13 protein-coding genes are annotated in these 17,750 nt (G+C 61.2%); 5 read left to right on the top strand and 8 right to left on the bottom strand.

Translation table 11 applies throughout. From position 1 onward, the window contains the following. Positions 1-193: 193 nt before the first annotated feature. On the bottom strand, positions 194-1,525 hold the full coding sequence (locus HMPREF9697_RS05000) for a dicarboxylate/amino acid:cation symporter (protein WP_002716073.1): 1,332 nt from the start codon (positions 1,523-1,525) through the stop codon (positions 194-196). A gap of 230 nt (positions 1,526-1,755) precedes the next feature. Between HMPREF9697_RS05000 and HMPREF9697_RS05005 the strand changes: the two genes are divergently transcribed. After that, positions 1,756-3,615: a sensor histidine kinase gene (locus HMPREF9697_RS05005; protein ID WP_002716074.1), complete on the top strand. Its 1,860-nt coding sequence runs from the start codon at positions 1,756-1,758 to the stop codon at positions 3,613-3,615. Next, complete coding sequence (locus tag HMPREF9697_RS05010; RefSeq protein ID WP_002716075.1) at positions 3,612-4,982, top strand: sigma-54-dependent transcriptional regulator; 1,371 nt, start codon at positions 3,612-3,614, stop codon at positions 4,980-4,982. The genes HMPREF9697_RS05005 and HMPREF9697_RS05010 overlap by 4 nt, the downstream gene beginning before the upstream one ends. Before the next feature lie 68 nt (positions 4,983-5,050). Here HMPREF9697_RS05010 and HMPREF9697_RS05015 read toward each other — a convergent pair whose 3' ends face one another. Then, a complete protein-coding gene (locus tag HMPREF9697_RS05015; RefSeq protein ID WP_002716076.1) occupies positions 5,051-5,275 on the bottom strand; it encodes a hypothetical protein in 225 nt (74 codons plus the stop codon). A 105-nt stretch (positions 5,276-5,380) separates the two neighbouring features. Beyond that, positions 5,381-5,683 carry a hypothetical protein gene (locus HMPREF9697_RS05020; protein ID WP_002716077.1) on the bottom strand — a complete coding sequence of 101 codons (303 nt, stop codon included), beginning with the start codon at positions 5,681-5,683 and terminating at the stop codon, positions 5,381-5,383. 356 nt (positions 5,684-6,039) lie between these two features. On the opposite strand from HMPREF9697_RS05020, the gene HMPREF9697_RS05025 reads away from it, so the two are divergent. The 3 genes from HMPREF9697_RS05025 to fabG all read left to right on the top strand — a co-directional run bounded on the left by HMPREF9697_RS05025 (position 6,040) and on the right by fabG (position 8,459). Further along, a complete protein-coding gene (locus HMPREF9697_RS05025; protein WP_002716078.1) occupies positions 6,040-6,930 on the top strand; it encodes a hypothetical protein in 891 nt (296 codons plus the stop codon). A gap of 167 nt (positions 6,931-7,097) precedes the next feature. Further along, positions 7,098-7,739, top strand: coding sequence for a hypothetical protein (locus HMPREF9697_RS05030; protein ID WP_002716079.1), 642 nt, complete (start codon positions 7,098-7,100; stop codon positions 7,737-7,739). A gap of 39 nt (positions 7,740-7,778) precedes the next feature. Then, a complete protein-coding gene (gene fabG / locus HMPREF9697_RS05035; RefSeq protein ID WP_002716080.1) occupies positions 7,779-8,459 on the top strand; it encodes a 3-oxoacyl-ACP reductase FabG in 681 nt (226 codons plus the stop codon). A 3-nt stretch (positions 8,460-8,462) separates the two neighbouring features. On the opposite strand, the gene HMPREF9697_RS20715 is transcribed toward fabG, so the two are convergent. The 5 genes from HMPREF9697_RS20715 to HMPREF9697_RS05055 form a co-directional block, all read right to left on the bottom strand. Continuing rightward, complete coding sequence (locus tag HMPREF9697_RS20715; RefSeq protein ID WP_002716081.1) at positions 8,463-8,612, bottom strand: hypothetical protein; 150 nt, start codon at positions 8,610-8,612, stop codon at positions 8,463-8,465. A gap of 63 nt (positions 8,613-8,675) precedes the next feature. Continuing rightward, a complete protein-coding gene (locus HMPREF9697_RS05040; protein WP_002716082.1) occupies positions 8,676-11,846 on the bottom strand; it encodes an efflux RND transporter permease subunit in 3,171 nt (1,056 codons plus the stop codon). Continuing rightward, positions 11,843-13,045, bottom strand: coding sequence for an efflux RND transporter periplasmic adaptor subunit (locus HMPREF9697_RS05045; RefSeq protein ID WP_002716083.1), 1,203 nt, complete (start codon positions 13,043-13,045; stop codon positions 11,843-11,845). The genes HMPREF9697_RS05040 and HMPREF9697_RS05045 overlap by 4 nt, the downstream gene beginning before the upstream one ends. Positions 13,046-13,302: 257 nt before the next feature. Then, entirely contained in the window at positions 13,303-14,481 is a 1,179-nt protein-coding gene (locus HMPREF9697_RS05050; RefSeq protein WP_002716084.1) for an efflux RND transporter periplasmic adaptor subunit, read from the bottom strand. Then, positions 14,471-17,665: an efflux RND transporter permease subunit gene (locus HMPREF9697_RS05055; RefSeq protein WP_002716085.1), complete on the bottom strand. Its 3,195-nt coding sequence runs from the start codon at positions 17,663-17,665 to the stop codon at positions 14,471-14,473. Before HMPREF9697_RS05055 ends, HMPREF9697_RS05050 begins: the two co-directional genes overlap by 11 nt. Positions 17,666-17,750: the final 85 nt, after the last annotated feature.

Genomic DNA, 17,750 nt, shown 5'->3' on the forward strand with positions numbered 1-17,750 from the left:
CCGGCTTCTGCGGGGTGCCAGCAGTTATGAATTGAAATCTTGGGGAAGAACCCGTCTTCTGGAACTGAGTTCCAACCCCCTTGATTAATTTTTATACATATCGCATTGCGATATATATTTATCGATATTCAATCTACCGCCGAACAGGAAGGGAGCCGATCTCCCTGAAGAAATCGGCTCCTTCCCTGTTTCTTTATGCCGCCTGCAATTCAGGCTCGTAGGCCGCTTCGTCCTCCGGCAGTTCGCCTGCCAGAGCAGCAGCGAGTTTTGCGTGGTCGAGCTCGTTCTCCCAGCGCGCGACGACGATAGTCGCAACCGCGTTGCCGACGAAGTTCGTCAGCGCGCGGCATTCCGACATGAAGCGGTCGATGCCGAGGATCAGCGCCATGCCCGCAATCGGCACCGATGGCACGACCGACAGCGTCGCCGCGAGCGTGATGAAGCCTGCGCCGGTAATGCCTGCCGCGCCTTTCGAGCTCAGCATCGCAACCAACAGCAGCAGGATCTGGTCCGCGAAGCTCAGATGCGTGTCCGTCGCCTGCGCGATGAACAACGCCGCCAGCGTCATGTAGATGTTGGTACCGTCGAGATTGAAGGAATAACCGGTCGGAATGACGAGACCGACAACGGAACGGTCGCAGCCGGCGCGCTCCATCTTCGTCATCAGCGCAGGCAGCGCCGCCTCCGACGACGAGGTGCCGAGCACCAGGAGCAGCTCTTCCTTGATGTAGCGGATCAGCGCCAGGATCGAGAAGCCGTTGTAGCGGGCGACCGCGCCGAGCACGACCAGCACAAACAGCAGCGAGGTGACGTAGAATGTGCCAATCAGGAAGGCGAGATTGGCGATCGAGCCAATGCCGTATTTGCCGATGGTGAAGGCCATTGCGCCGAACGCGCCGATGGGCGCGGCCTTCATCAGGATCGCGACGAGGCGGAACACCGGATTGGTCAACGCCTGCAGGAAATCCACAACAGGCTTGCCGCGCTCACCGGCCATCGCCAGAGCGACACCGAACAGCACCGAGAAGAACAGCACCTGCAGAATGTCGCCCTTGGCGAACGCGCCGACGATGGTGTTCGGAATGATATCCATCAGGAATCCGACGATCGAGGCGTCATGCGCCTTGGCCGCATAGGCGGCTGCCGCCTTGGCATCCAGCGTGGCGGGATCGATATGCATGCCTGCGCCCGGCTGCACGACATTGGAAATGACGAGGCCGATAATCAAAGCAAGCGTTGAGAAGGTCAGGAAGTAGATCATCGCCTTGCCAGCGACGCGACCGACGCGCTTGAGGTCCGACACACCTGCAATGCCGGTTGCGACCGTAAGAAAGATCACCGGCGTGATGACCATCTTCACCAGCTTGATGAAGGCATCGCCGAACGGCTTCATCGCCGCGCCGACGCCGGGGTCGAAGTGCCCGAGCAGGATGCCGGCGACGATCGCCGCCAGGACCTGAAAATAGAGATGCCGATAGAATGGAACCTTGCCGTGCTTGGCCACGGACTCGAAGGTGGTCTGCATGTTGCCTCCCTGCCCCGATGGCGTCTTCCGCCTCGGGGTCGATTGTTGATCTGTTGCGGCCAACAAGCCGCCGGGGCAGACATCAGCAACCTCCGTGCCAGCAGGCGGCAATCATTTAATATATTGATATTGCTGTTATTTTATACCACGACGCTCACAACCAAGTCGTTTTGCGCGACAATCCGCACTTACGGTATTGAGTGATGTGCAGAAAAATGCACAGATAGAGCATGCAGCCGGCAGCACAGTCAGCGCCTGTCCTCACACCCGAGCAGCTTCAGAAGCGCGCGCGTCGCGTCTGGATCGGCTTTGCGGTGCTGGCTCTTGCACTCGCTTGTGCAACTGTCGTGGTTGCAGGACTCTATGGCCGCACGCGCGAACTCAAGATGCTCGCCGAGCAGGGCCATACCGACGCCAATCTGAAAGTGGCGCTGCTGCGCGCCGTGCTGGAGAGCCCCCGTGCCCTCCCGCTGCTTCTCTCCGAGGACCAGCGGGTTCGTGACGCGCTCGCCATCGGCGATACCTCATCCGTCGCCCGCCTCAACGAAAAACTGGCAAGGCTCGTGGCCGGCACGAAGGCCGCAGTGCTTTACGTAATCGGCACCGACGGCATCACCATCGCTTCCAGCAACTACCGCGACTCCGACAGCTTCGTCGGCAATGACTATTCCTACCGCGAATATTTCGTACATGCGATGAAGGAAGGCACTGCCGAATTTTTCGCCATGGGCAACATCAGCAAGCGGCCGGGCCTTTACATTTCCCGCATCGTCGGCACACCAAGCGCACCGCTCGGCGTGGTCGTCGTCAAGATGGAGTTCGACCAACTCGAAGCGGACTGGCACGAAAGCAACCGTCCCTCCTATGTCGTGGACGACCACAGCGTCGTGCTCATCACCAGCATTCCATCGTGGCGTTTTCTGACCGACGGCAAGCTCACCGAAACGATGTTCGCCACCGTGCGGGGCAGTCTTCAGTTCGACGATGCCCCGTTGCTGCCGCTTCCAATCAATCTGAGGCAGACGATCGATTCCAGCACCTCGCTGGTGCGCGCCACACTGCCGGGACAACCCAAAGCCGAATATCTCAGGTTGACGACACGGGTGCCGTCCACCCCCTGGCGCCTGGATTATCTGGTGCCGGTAGAGGCCACCATTGCCGGCGCCATGCGCGAGGCGCGCCTGCTGGCACTCGGCGTCGTGATCCCCCTGCTCGCACTAGCTGCCTTCCTGCTCTGGCGCCGCCACTCGGCGCAGATGCGCATCGCCACGAGCGAGATGGCACGGATCGAACTGGAGCGGCGCGTCACCGAGCGCACAGAGGATCTGAGCCGCGCACGCGACCGGCTCGAAATCGAAATTGCAGATCATCGCACCACAGAGACGAAACTGCAGATCGTCCAGCAGGAGCTTGTGCAGGCTAACCGCCTCGCCATCCTCGGACAGGTCGCTGCGGGCGTTGCTCACGAGATCAATCAGCCTGTCGCGACCATCCGCGCCTATGCCGACAATGCGCGTATTTTTCTCGACCGCGACCAGCCGACGTCGGCCGCGGATAATCTCGGAAAGATCGCGTCGCTGACCGAGCGTATCGGCTCCATCACCGATGAATTGAAGGCCTTCGCCCGCAAGGGACGGACCGCCGCCGAGTCCGTCGAATTGCGCGATGCCATCGACGGCGCCGTGGTGCTGCTGAGAAGCCGCTTTGCGGGCCATCTCGAGGCGTTGAAGTACGACCTTCCGGCCTCCAGCCTCAAAGTGTCCGGCACCCGCATCCGGCTCGAGCAGGTGCTCATCAATCTCTTCCAGAATGCGCTGGAAGCGCTGGAGGGACGCGACAATCCGCGTGTCGAGATTTCCGTTGCATCGCACGGTGACGAGGTTGCCGTGAAAATCTCCGACAATGGCCCCGGCATTCCCGAAGCCATCCGGCGATCACTGTTCTCGCCGTTCAACACATCGAAAGAAAACGGGCTCGGCCTCGGCCTCGTGATCTCCAAGGACATCGTCTCCGACTATGGCGGCCGCATCGAAGTCGACAGCAGCGAGCACGGCACATGCTTCACGATCTATCTGGTGAGGGCTCCATGACGCAGAGCGCAGCATCACACGATCAACCTTCCGTCATCCTGCTGGATGACGACCGCGATCTCCTCAAGGCAACGCAGCAGACGCTGGAGCTTGCCGGCTTCCAGGTGCAGGCATTTACCGCCGCAGCCGATGCGCTTGCCGTGCTCGATCAGCAATTCAACGGCGTCGTCGTGTCGGACATCCGCATGCCGGGCATCGACGGGCTGCAATTCTTTCAGCGCCTGCAACAGATAGATGCCGATATTCCTGTCATCCTCGTCACCGGCCACGGCGACATTCCGATGGCGGTGAAGGCGATCCAGGACGGCGTCTACGACTTTGTCACCAAGCCCTTCGCAGCCGAGCGGTTGGTGCACAGCGTGCGGCATGCCGCGGAGAAACGCCAACTGGTGATGGAGAACCGTGCGCTACGCGAATCCGCCACCGAGGCCGAGAACGGTCTTCCTTTGATCGGCCAGACGCCCGCGATGGAGCGGCTGCGCCATACGCTGCGCCAGATCGCCGATACCGATGTCGATGTTTTGGTGACGGGCGAAACCGGCTCCGGCAAGGAAGTCGTCGCAACGTTACTGCACCGCTGGAGCCGCCGCGCCGCCCACAATTTCGTCGCGCTCAACTGCGGCGCCCTGCCGGAAAGCGTAATCGAAAGCGAACTGTTCGGCCACGAACAAGGTGCCTTCACCGGCGCCCAGAAACGTCGGCTCGGGCGCATCCAGCACGCCAATGGCGGCACGTTATTTCTGGACGAGATCGAGAGCATGCCGCCGTCGGTGCAGGTTCAGATGCTGCGCGTGCTGGAAATGCGCGAGGTCACGCCGCTCGGCACCAATGAGGTTCGGCCCGTCGATCTGCGCGTCGTCGCCGCAGCGAAGGTCGATCTCGGCGATCCCGCCCAACGCGGCGACTTCCGCGAAGATTTGTATTATCGCCTCAACGTCGTGACGCTCTCGATCCCGCCGCTGCGCGAGCGGCGCGGCGATATTCCGATGCTGTTCGGTTACTTCACCGAACGCGCCGCCACGCGCTTCCAGCGGACCGTGCCTGTCATTTCAGCGCCCGTGCATCGCCATCTGCGCGACCATCACTGGCCGGGAAACGTGCGGGAGCTGTCGCACTTCGCCGAGCGCTTCGTGCTCGGCCTCGACACCGAAACGCAGGAAGACACCAAGGAGCGCTCGACCGACGACATGCTGCCCCTGCCCGAACGGCTGGAGCAGTTCGAGGCGTCGGTTATCCGCGAAGCACTCGAAAACCATGACGGCGACGTCCGCCGCACCATCGAGGCGCTCGGCATCCCGCGCAAGACGTTCTACGACAAGCTGCAGCGTCACGGCATCGTACGCAGCACCTTCTCAAAGGCCAATTGAGAGACGATGCCAAATAAAAGCCCCGCTTGCGCGGGGCTTTTATCATCAGGTCGGCTTATGAATCGCGTTTAGCCAGCCATGCACTTCTTGACGAAGCTGTTCTTGGCTGCGCCCGACAGCGGCTTGCCGTCGGCGCTTTTGGCGTGATCGTTGCAGCACTTCTTCATCGAGCTTGTCTTGGCTGCGCCGGACAACGGCTTGCCGTCCGCGCTCATGGCTTTACAGGCAGAATCCGCGAAAGCGGGCGCGGCAGCGAAGAGGCTCAACAAGATCGCAACAGAGAGGCGTTTCATGTGGGATACTCCCGGTGGAATAAGGCCTCCAGCCTATCCGATCCATTTATTCTGACAACAGCCGGAACGATAGAATTTATGCACTGCCCCGCCCCTGCGGTAAGATCACACGGACTTGTCCATGACCAGCCCGGTCCCTTTGGCGCTGCCGTTCTGCGCCTGCTGCTGGATCATCTCCTGGATCTTCTGCGCGATCTTCTGCTGGTCGGCCGGGCTCATTGCCTTGAACTGATCCTCGCTGATGCCAAGCTGACTCAGCATGGAATTGAACATGCGCTGCTGCGGGGTCTCGCCGGCAATTTTAAGAAATTGGTCTTCCGCCGACGGCTTCTTCTTGGCGGACGCGCTTCCCAAAACCGATGTTGCGGGCAATGGCGACGAGGTGGCACCAAGGGATGAAATCGACATGATGGCTTTCCTGCAAACTTTCCGAGGGAGAAATGCAGGCTATTTCCAGCAAGCCGCATGCCACGGTCTTCGAATGCAAAAGCCGCTATTTTACAGTGATATGTCGGTGGCCATGCCCCCGCTTCCGCAATGCAACTCATGCCCTTCGGACAAATTTGCCGGGAAAATTCTGCTTCTTGATCGGAAACGAATCGAAACCATAGCCCGCGTGCAATGGCGGCCCGCATAGGGCTTGCCTATAGTGGGGTACGAATGAACGCGCAGACCCCGCCGTTCAGCCGGGGCTAGCCGTTGTGACGACGAACACCACAAAGCGAATACCCTCTGTGCGCCCGCCCCACAGGCGTTGGCCGGCGATGATTGCCGTTGCGGCTGCGCTGGTCCTTACAGCGACCAGCAGGAATTCCGCTCTCGCCGGTGATAGCGACGAGGACGATGCCAAGCCAACCAAGGCGGACGCCTCGCCACTGCCGAACATCTATCTCGACATGCGAACCAACTATTTCACCGTGCCCGCTGGGACACTGAATATCGGTTTCGGCAATTCGCTGTCGCTGCCTTCATTGTCGTCCCTGTCCTCGGTGTCGGGCCAGGGCGCTTCGATCGACCTGCCGCTAACGGTCGATCTCAACGAGCGCTTCTCGGTCTTTGGAGGAATCACGGCGAGTACCTCGAAAACCGATCTCACGCCCTGGTCGTCGCTCGCCATCGCAAGCTGGAATGTCGGCATTCAGGCCGACATTCTGCAGCAGAACGGCGGCCCGCTCCCCACCGTGACGGTGCTCTCGACCCTCACCAAATCCGCAACCGAAGGCCCGCTATCGACTACAAACCTCACCACGGTGGCCGAGGCGAGCTACGCGCTCGACACCGACGAGACGCGGGCTCTGCTCGCCGGCGTGCAGTTGACCAATATCCGGGTGGATTCCGGCCTTGCCTCGATCCGGCCAGCGATCATCGGCTATGTCGGGGCGTATTACCAATGGCCCAACAACTGGAAACTGACCGGCCGGGCGGGCGTCCAGTCGTTCGGCGGCGCGAACACCTCGGCGCTCGCCCCCTTCCTGCCGCCCGGCCAGTCGCTGCTGTCGCTCCGCTCATTCACCCAGCCGATCCTGCGGGCCGACCTCGACCGGATGGACGACAACGATAACCGCCTGTTCGGCCTGACCGCCACTTTGTTCTGGACACCCAAACCGGCATTCCAGTTCACCCTGCGCACGCCGCTCTACTTCGTCAGGCATTGAAAGCCGCCCGTGGGGCCTGAACGACCTGTCGTAGCCTCAAATTAAGCTGTGCATGACGCCGCTCCGCCCGCGAAATCCGTATCGCTGCAGGCGTAGAGTTGGGCTGTGTATTTTGGCGAGTCGGCGTCCGTTCTGGGTTCTCCGCTCGCGCGTGCGGAGGACGTCCGATGCTCAGCCAGGTCCAGCTTCGCGATTTCAAACCCGATGTCGTGATCTGCCCCCATTGCACCCAGCATCTGATGGGCGTGAAGGACGTGCAATGGGCGGCCGACTGCGTCTCCTTCACCTATGGCTGCGCCGGCTGTGGCCACGAGATCGACCGCCCCGTGGCCGACGAGGCCATTCCGGCGTCCTGGTCCAACGCCAAGGCGGCACCGACGCCCGGGTCCGAGCCTGCCCCAGCTGCGGACGTGACCCTGATGGGTGACCATCCTTTCCCGTTCCGCAAGTCACAGGAAAGCAGCCGCCCGTTCGCGTTCGAGGCGAACGACGCTGTGGCCGACAGCAAGGCCGCGATGGATGACCTGTCCGCCGATATCGATAATGACGGCGACAGCGAGGATATGACGGACCACCATGCGGAACCCGCGCCGTTCGGCTCCATGCGCTTGCTCCCGCCCAACCCGTCGTGGCTAGATGCGCCGGTATTCGGCCAGAGGTCGACCCTGACGCCCAAGCAGGTGTTCGACACCGGCCGACGCGACAGTGAGCGGCGCGACAGCGAACGCCTCGACGCCCCGGTGCCGGATGCCGCCGTCACCACCCGCGCCAGCGCGCTGCTACGCGACGTCAGCATTTTCAGCCTGTAACGGCGGCCATCAGACGGCCCGCCGAAGCGGAGAGCATCCATGCAGGATAGAGTCGTCGCAATCACCGGCGCCTCCGGCGCGCTGGGACGCGCGGTTGTGGAAGCGGCGGCTGACCACGGCGCACGCCTTGCCCTGATCGATCATGCCGCGGCCCGGGGCACGCCCCGGCCGACCCGCATTGAGATCGGCGGCGTCGACCTCGCCGAACCCAGCGAGGCCAATCGGGCGATCGAAGCTGCGACCGCCCATTACGGACGGCTCGACGTGCTCATCAATATCGCGGGCGCCTTCTCGTTTCAGACAGTGAGCGACGGCGACACCGCGACCTGGGAGCGCCTGTACCGGGTCAACACCTTGACCGCTTTAAATGCCTCCCGTGCCGCGATCCCTCATCTGATCGCATCGGGATCGGGACGCATCATCAACCTCGGCGCGCTCGGCGCCCTGAAGGCAGGCTCGGGCATGGGCCCCTACGCGGCCTCCAAATCAGGCGTCCATCGTCTGACCGAGGCACTCGCGAGCGAACTGAAAGGCAACGTCACGGTCAACGCCGTGCTGCCGTCCACTATCGATACGCCCGCCAACCGCCGCGACATGCCAAAAGCGGATTTTTCCGCGTGGGTTACCCCGCAGGAGCTTGCGAACGTCATCCTGTTCCTCGCAAGCCCCGAGGCCAGCGCGGTCACTGGCGCGCTGATCCCCGTCAACGGACGCGTCTGAGCCTCAGTGCCGCTTGAAGTACTGCACGTCGCGCTCGTGCTTCTCCGCTGCCACGCGTGACTTGAACGTACCGAGATTGCGACGTTTGCCGGTTTTTGGATTGATCTTGCGCGAGTACAACCGGTACTCGCCCGAGGCCAGTTTCCGGATCATGATCCTCTCCCGAGACGGAAACATCCGGTCAACGCAGCCTGCGCACCGGCGTTCCGTCTCCGGCTAGATGTTCGCCCCGACGTCGCGGCTCGGCACCACGACCGAACCCGGGAACAGCTTACGGATCAGCACATAGAAGATCGGCGTGAAAACAAGGCCAAACAGCGTAACACCGATCATTCCGAAGAACACCGCGACGCCGACCGCCTGACGCATCTCAGAGCCTGAGCCGGCCGAGATTACGAGCGGCAGCACGCCGAGGATAAACGCAAACGATGTCATCAGGATCGGCCGGAGCCGTAGACGACAGGCTTCAATCACAGCATGCAGCGTGTCCTTGCCCTCATGCTCGATGTCGCGCGCGAACTCCACGATCAGGATTGCGTTTTTCGCAGCCAAACCAACGAGAACGATGAAGCCGATCTGGGTCAGGATATTGATGTCCTGTCCCATGATGCGAACGCCGATGCTCGCCGCAAGCAGGCACATCGGCACGATCAGAATCACCGAGAGCGGTAGCGTCCAGCTTCCGTACTGCGCAGCCAGCACGAGAAAGACGAAGAGCACGCAGATCGGAAAGACATACAGACCGGCGTTGGCTGACTGGACTTGCTGATACGACAGGTCGGTCCACTCATACGAAAATCCGCTCGGCAATACGTCTGCCGCGAGGGCCTTCATCTTCTCGATAGCCGTTGCCGAACTCGTGCCCGGCAAGGTATCGCCCTGCAATTCGGCAGAAGGATAGAGGTTGTAGCGCGCCACGCGATCCGGGCCTGAAACATCCCGGAAATTCACGACGCTGCCGAGCAGCACCATCTGCCCCGCATTGTTGCGTGTGCGCAGCCTAGCAAGATCTGACGTCTCCTTGCGGAACGGCAGGTCTGCCTGCGCGGTGACGTGATAGGTACGTCCAAAAATGTTGAAGTCGTTGACGTAGGTCGAACCGAAATATGTCTCGATCGCCTCGGTGACGTTCTGCACCGGCACGCCCAGCATCTCGGCTTTCTGCCGATCGATGTCGACGAAGACCTGTGGCGTGTTCGCCGCGAATGGCGAGAACACCGCTGTGAGGCCCGGCACCTTGTTGGCGGCGCCGACAAGTTCGCTGGTGGCAGCCGCCAGCAGGTCGGGACCCCGACCCTGACGATCCTCGATGCGCATGGCGAAACCGCCGCCCGTACCGATGCCGGGAACAGCCGGCGGCGGTACGACGATGATGAACGCCTTCTCGATCTTCGAGAGCCGCTTGCGCAGCTCATTGGTAATTTCAGCCGCAGACTGGCCGGGCTTCTTCGCGCGCACTTCCGGATCGTCGAAAACCGGGAACATGGCCGCGGCATTGCTCGCCTGCGTCCGCGTCGCGCCCGAGAAACCCGCCAGGATCGGCACACGCACGATGCCGGGAATGCCGAGCGCGATGTTTTCGATTTCCTTCACAACCTCTGTCGTACGTGCAAGCGACGCTGCACCGGGCAACTGCACCGAGATAATGACGTAGCCACGGTCCTGCGCGGGAATAAACCCCTTGGGCGTGCTGGTCATGATCCAGACAGCGGAGCCGATCAGCAGCACATAGAGACCGAGCATAATTGCCGACCGGCGAATAATGAAGTCCGCCGCCTCTGCGTAAAAATGCGAGAGCCAGTCAAAGCCGCGATTGAAATAGCCGGTGAAAACGGCCCACCCGCGCGCAATCACGTTCCACTGCGCAGGCGGGCGCTTCTCGTGGTGCGGCTCCAGAATAAGCGAGGCCAGCGCTGGCGATAGCGTCAACGAACAGAAGCATGAGATCGCCGTCGCGACAGCGATGGTGACCGCAAATTGCTGGAAGAACTGCCCGGAAATGCCGCCAAGGAAGGCCGTCGGCACGAACACCGCGCAGAGCACGAGCGCAATCGAGACAAGCGCGCCGCCCACCTCCTGCATCGTGAGCAGCGCGGCATCGCGACGGCTCATTCCGGCCTGCAAATGCCGCTCGACATTCTCCACGACCACGATGGCGTCGTCGACCACGATGCCGACCGCCAGCACCAGCCCGAACAGCGTCAAGTTATTGATCGCGAAGCCAAGCGCCGCCATCACCGCGAAGGTGCCGACCAGAGACACCGGGATCGCCAGAATGGGAATGATCGCGGGCCGCCATCCCTGCAGGAAGACAAGCACGACGACCACGACGAGGATCATCGCCTCGTAGATGGTCTTGATGAGTTCGTGAACCGATTGCGCAATGAACTCGGTCGGATTGTAGCCGATATTGTAATCGAGGCCGTGCGGGAAGCTCGCCTTCAGCTCCGCCATCTTCGCGGATATCTTGTCGGCGGTCGCAAGCGCATTCGATCCGGGACGCTGCGACACGAGGATCGCGACGGTCTCCTTGTGCAACAGGAACGCGTTGGTGTCGTACGACAGCGCCGCGAGTTCGATGCGCGCCACGTCGCGCAGCCTGACCGTTCGCCCGCCTTCGCCCGATTTCAGGATGATGTTGTCGAACTGCTGCGGGTCCTTGAAGCGGCCCGTAAAGGTGAGATTTGGCTGAAACGCGCGGTCCGTGATCGGCGGCTCCGCGATGCGACCTCCGGCGATCTGCAAATTCTGCGCACGAATGGCAGCAAGAACGTCGCCCGCGGTCATGCCGAGATTGGCGATCTTGTCCGGATCGAGCCAGACACGCATCGAGTAATCGCGCGCACCGAAGATCTGGATGTCGCCAACACCATCAAGGCGCAGCAACTGATCGCGCACCTGAAGCAAGGCATAGTTACTGATGTAGAGCTGATTGAACGTGTCGTCCGGCGACAGCATGAACACGACCATCAGAAGGTCGGGGCTGTTTTTGCGCGTGGTCACGCCGTTACGCTGCACTTCCTCCGGAAGCTGCGGCATCGCGATCGCCACCCGGTTCTGAACAAGGACCTGTGCTTTGTCGAGATCGGTGCCGAGCTTGAACGTGATGGTGATGTTCAGCTGGCCGTTCGAGGTTGCCTGGCTGTACATGTACAGCATGTCCTCGACGCCGTTGATCTGCTGTTCGATCGGCGTCGCGACCGTATCTGACACCGTCTGCGCCGACGCGCCCGGATATTGCGTGGTGACGACAACCGTCGGAGGCGCGACCTGCGGATATTCCGCGACAGGCAGCGTCGTATAGGCAATCGCGCCGACAATCAGCAGCACGATCGACAGCACCATCGCAAGGATGGGCTGATGAATGGAAAGACGACCGAGATTCATGGCTTGGCGTTGCCCTTGTCAGACTCTGGTGCATGTGGCGAGACCTTCGCACCGACGCGGGCGCGCTGCAGTCCGTCCACAATGACATTGTCGTCCGCATTCAAACCTTCGCGGACAACCCGCAATCCATCGTCGATGGGCCCGAGCACCACGGGTTTCGCGGCAACCGTGTTGTCGTCCTTCACGATAAAAACGATCTTCCGCGACTGATCGGTCGCAATCGCTGTATCCGGCAGCAGGAGCGCTTCGTAAGGTGCGCTGCCCAATACACGAATGCGCGCGAACTGGCCTGGCAGGATTGACAGGTCGTGATTGTCGACCAGTGCGCGGCCGCGCAGCGTGCCGGTGCCGACATCCAGCCGATTGTCCAGAAAGTCCATCTTGCCCATATGCGAAGGCTTGGTTTCGCCCGCGAGCAGCACCTGTACCGGGTTTGGCGTGTCGCGCGAGCTCGGACGCTTGCCTTCGAACCAAAGCCTCGAATTCTTCAGATAGACCGATTCATCCATATCGAAATAAAGATGGATCGGGTCCATCGAAACGATCGACGTCAGAAGCGTGGCACCGCTTTCGCTGCCCTGCACGAGGTTGCCGACGGTAACGAGATGGCGGCTGATGCGACCGGTGATCGGTGCACGCACCTGACTGAACTCGACATCGAGTTGTGCGCGCTTCAACGCGCCTTCGGCCTGAAGCGCGGAGGCCTGCGCGGTCTGCAATTGCTGGGTGCGCTGATCGACGACGGATTGCGATACCGCATCGGTCTTGATCAGCGACGATGCCCGCTCAAGCTCGCGTTTGGCAAGTTCGACGCGCGCATTGGCATCCTGCAACTGACCCTGCGCCTGTTCGGCGACGGCCTGATACTGCCGGGGGTCGATCGTGTAGAGCAGATCGCCCGCCTTGACGATGGCGCCGTCCTTGAACTCGACTCCGGTGACAAAACCGGTGACACGCGCGCGCACTTGCACCTGTTCAACGGCATCGAAGCGCCCGCTGAATTCATCCCAGTCGGTGACGGTGCGTTTGACTGGATGAGCCACGGTCACCGATGGCGGTGGCGGCGCGGCTTGCTGATTTTGGCTCGGGCCACAGCCTGACAGGCCAAGGGTTATGACCGGCACAGCCAAGGCAGCAAGACGCGCGATGGCAGGCAGGCGAACGGTATGGAAAGGAAAATGCGCGGATCGTTCAATCATGCAAGTCAGCCCCGAAAGAAACAACACACAAAGCCATCTGAAACGATCCAGATATTTCAATCGCGCTCGAGCCGAAGCGATCAGCGATCAGCGATCATGCCATGCGAGACCGGCAGGTGCCGGTCGGTGCAAGATGGTCACGCAGACAAGCCCGCGCAACCGCACCTAGCCAAAAGACGAAGACGGATTCTTTTTTATAAAGAAAATCAAATGTGCAGGAGCACTCTGGCACATAGTTTTTAGGCGACGTTGAACATTTATTGAGCGCTGGAGGTCTTCTCGCCCGCCTGCTTGCCCGCGATCCGGACCTGATCACCCTCCACTACGCCGTCAGCGGGCGTCACAACGATACGATCTCGCGCATCAAGACCCGTTGCGATCTCGATCTCGCGGCCGAGGTCGCGTGCAATCGTCACCTTCTTGAAGCGGAGACGATCGTCATCATCGACAGTAGCAACGCTCAATCCATCGCGGTTGAAAATCAAAGCGCTGGCGGGAATTGTCAGCAAATTGTTCTCTCGCGTCAGGTTAAGTGTGACGTCGGCGTAGGAGCCCGGGCGCAATTCGCCGCTCGTATTGTCCAGCGTCAGCTGCATCCGCGAGGTGCCGGAGCCGACATCGACCGCCTGGGAGGAGGATTCGACGGTCGCCGGGAATGAACGCCCGGTATATTCGGGTACCACAATCGACGCGGTGCCGCCGACCTTGATGGACGACAGATAGCTTTGCGGCACGTTGACATAGACGCGCAGTTTCTTGATGTCAGACACGACGAACATCGCGGCGCCTGAGCCGGTGCCGCCGTTGATCAGCGCACCGACGTCGGTGTTGCGCTCGGTTACGACGCCGTCAAACGGCGCTTCGACACGTTTGTAACCCGTCAGTGCCTGCAGGCGGTCGACGTTCGCCTGCATTGCCTTGACCTGCGCATTCTTGCTCGACAGGTCCGCGGTCCGCTCGTCGATTTCCTGCAACGAGACGAAGTTCGACGCGAGCAGAGTCTGGCGGCGCTTCAAAGTCGCCGCGGATAGCTTGGAGGCCGCTTCAGCGTTGGCAAGATCGGCGCGGGCCTGCAGCAATTGCTGATCGAGATCCGGCGCATCGATCTCGGCGAGCAGTTGGCCTGACTTCACTTTGGCGCCAATATCCACATGCCAGTTCTTTAGATAGCCGCTGACGCGCGCGTAGATCGGGGCACGATAATAGGCTTCGAGGCGGCCCGGCAGCGTCAGCTTCGCACTCGGCGCCTTGATGTTGGGCTTGGAGACGGCGACCGTCGGGATCGCCTGCGCATCGGTCCATTCGCGCAACCGTGCATTGCCGTTTTCCCGCAACACGATTCCCGTGACGACGACCACCACGATCACGGCACCGGCAGCGATCCCGGCAAGGCGCAGCTTGCGCTGTGAAATCTGGACGCTGGACTCAGACGGCATGGGATATCTCCGGAGAAGCCGGCTGCGGCTTCGCATAACGCTTGTGGTGGACCATGCTGAAGACCACCGGGACAAGCATGAGAGTTGCAACGGTTGCGAATATCAGGCCGCCGATCACGGCGCGGCCGAGCGGTGCGTTCTGTTCACCACCCTCGCCCAGGCTGAGCGCCATCGGCGTCATCCCGATGATCATGGCCAGCGCCGTCATGAGCACGGGGCGGCAGCGCACGAAGCCTGCTTCCAGCGCGGCAGCAACCGGATCGCCAAGTCGATCCAGTTCCTCCCGAGCGAACGCAATGACGAGCACGCTGTTGGCGGTGGCGACGCCCATACACATGATCGCGCCAGTGAGGGCCGGCACGGACAACGTCGTTCCTGTCGCGAACAGCATCCAGACGATGCCCGCGAGCGCGGCCGGCAGCGCCGTGACGATCACGAACGGATCGGACCACGACTGGAAGTTTACCACGATCAGAAGATAGATCAGCACAATCGCCCCGATCAGGCCGAACAGGAGTCCCGAGAACGCACTGTTCATGGTCTGCACCTGCCCAAGCAGTACGGCCGAGCTTCCCTTCGGCAGATCCTTCGCCGTCTCATCCAGCACCTTGTGGATGTCGGCAGCCACCGCGCCGAGATCGCGATCCTGCGGAATGGCATAGATCTCCACCATCGACTGGATGTCGTACTGCGTCACCACCGCACTCGACGCCGTCCGCTTGATATCGGCGATGCCGCCGAGGATCGGCAACGTCGCCGCGCCGACGGCATTGATCGGCAGCGTCTCGAGTTTGTTCAGCGAGTCGATCTGGTATTGCGGCGTCTGCATGACGACGGAATACGACACGCCGTTTTGCGGATTGAGGTAATAGGTCGGCGCCACCTGCGACGAGCCCGCCAGATTGACGACGAGGCTGTTGGTTACGTCGCGTTCGGTCACGCCAACATACTGTGCGCGGGTACGATCGACATCGACCTGGAATGTCGGCGCATTCGGCGATTGCTGGATACGCGCGTCCGCCACGCCCGGAATGCGGCGGATACGGCGCAACAGGTCGTTGGCGTACTTGAAATTCGCCTCAACGTTGGCACCGCGGATCTGCAGATCGATCGGCGCGGGCGAGCCGAAATTCAAAATCTGGCTGACGATATCGGCCGGCAGGAAGGCAAACGACACACCGGGGAACGCACGCGGCAACTGCTCGCGCAGCGCCTTGACGTAGATATCCGTCGGCTGGTGATCTTCCTTCAGCTTGATCTGGATGTCGCCGTCCTGCGACCCGATCACGCCGGTGTTGTTGTAGGTCATGTTGATGCCGCTATACGGAATACCGATGTTGTCGGTCATGGTATCCAGTTCGGCCGGCGGGATGATCTGACGGATCGCTTTCTGGATGTCGGCCAGCTGATTGGCCGTCTCTTCCACCCGCGTGCCGACCTGCGTGCGGACGTGGATCAGGATCTGACCTGCATCGACGGACGGAAAGAAGTTCCGGCCGAGAAACGGCACCAGCAGAAACGACAGCGCCACAAACCCAAAAAATCCGGCAACGAAAACGCCGCGATGATGCAGCGCCATTTCCAGAAGCGCGCGATACCCGCCCCTGAAACGCTCGAAACGTTGCTCGAAGCCGCGTTGGAAACGCACCAAAGGATTGTTGCTCGGCGCTGGCGGAATCGGATTTCCGTTCTCGTCGTGGGGATGCGGATGCAGCATATATTTCGCCATCGTCGGCACCAGCGTGCGCGACAGGATGAACGACCAGATCATCGCGAACATCACCGCTTCTGCCATCGGCACGAACAGGAAGCGCGACACGCCGTCAAGGAAGAACATCGGCACGAACACGATGCAGATACACAACAGCGACACGAAAGCAGGCGTCACGATCTGCGCGGCGCCGTCGAGGATCGAAGTCTCGACCTCCTTGCCCTGCTCCAGATGGTAGTTGATGTTCTCGATCGTCACCGTCGCATCATCGACCAGAATGCCGACCGCGAGCGCGAGACCGCCGAGCGTCATGATATTGAGCGTCTCGCCTATCAGCGACAGACAGGCGATGGCGCCCATCACCGACAACGGAATCGATATCGCGATGATAACCGTCGAGCGCCAGCTTCCCAGAAACAGCAGGATCATGATGCTGGTCAGGATCGCCGCGAGGATGCCCTCCTTCGCGACACCAGAGATCGCACCGCGCACGAAGATCGACTGATCACCGATCAGACCGATCTTGAGCGTCTCGGGCAGCGTGTCCTTCACCTCGACGATTTTTTTCTTAATGCCGTCGATGATGTCGAGCGTCGAGGTCGAGCCCGCCTTCAGCACCATCATCAGTACCGAGCGGTTGCCGTCGACATGCACGATGTTGGTCTGCGGCGGGTTACCGTCGCGCACATGGGCGACGTCGCGGATATAGACCATCGCGCCGTTGACCGCCTTGATCGGCAGGTCGCCGAGCTCATTGATCTTCAACGGCGAGTTGTTGAGCTGGATGGTGTATTCGAAGGTGCCGATCTTCTGCGTACCGACCGGCGTGATCAGATTTTGCGCAGCCAGCGCATTGGCGACGTCCTGCGCCGACAGGCCGAGCGCCTGCAATGCCGTCGCATTGAGGTCGATCTGGATCTGTCGCATCTTGCCGCCATAAGGCCATGGGATCGCGGCGCCCGGCACGGTGACGAGCGGCGTGCGCAACTGGTTGGTGGCGAAGTCGGCGAGGTTCTGCTCGGTCAGCCCGTCGCCAGACAACGCGAGCTGCAGGATCGGCACCGTCGAGGCGCTGTAGTTCAGGATCAGCGGCGGCGTCGCACCTGCCGGCAACTGCTTCAGCATGGTCTGCGCGATCGCCGTCACCTGCGCGTTGGCGGTACGGATATCGACGTTGGGCTGAAAGAAGATCTTGATGATGCCGATGCCGGTATAGGAATTGGCAGAAATATGCTCGATGTCGTTGACCGTAGTGGTCAACGCGCGCTGGAACGGCGTGGTGATGCGGCCCGACATCTGGTCCGGCGGCAGACCGGTATAGCTCCAGACGACACCGATCACCGGAATGCGGATGTCCGGGAAGATGTCCGTCGGCGTACGCAGCGCCGCCAGCGGGCCCACGATCATAAGCAGCAACGCAAGAACCACGAACGTATACGGCCGCCGCAGGGCAATACTGACGAGCTGGTTCATGGACAGCGCATTCCGATCAGCGATCTTGTGTGAATCCCCGAAGGGAAAGCAGCCCGCGGCCGCTAGTTACCTATACGGAATTCAT

This window comes from Afipia felis ATCC 53690 (assembly GCF_000314735.2).
GTDB lineage: Bacteria > Pseudomonadota > Alphaproteobacteria > Rhizobiales > Xanthobacteraceae > Afipia > Afipia felis.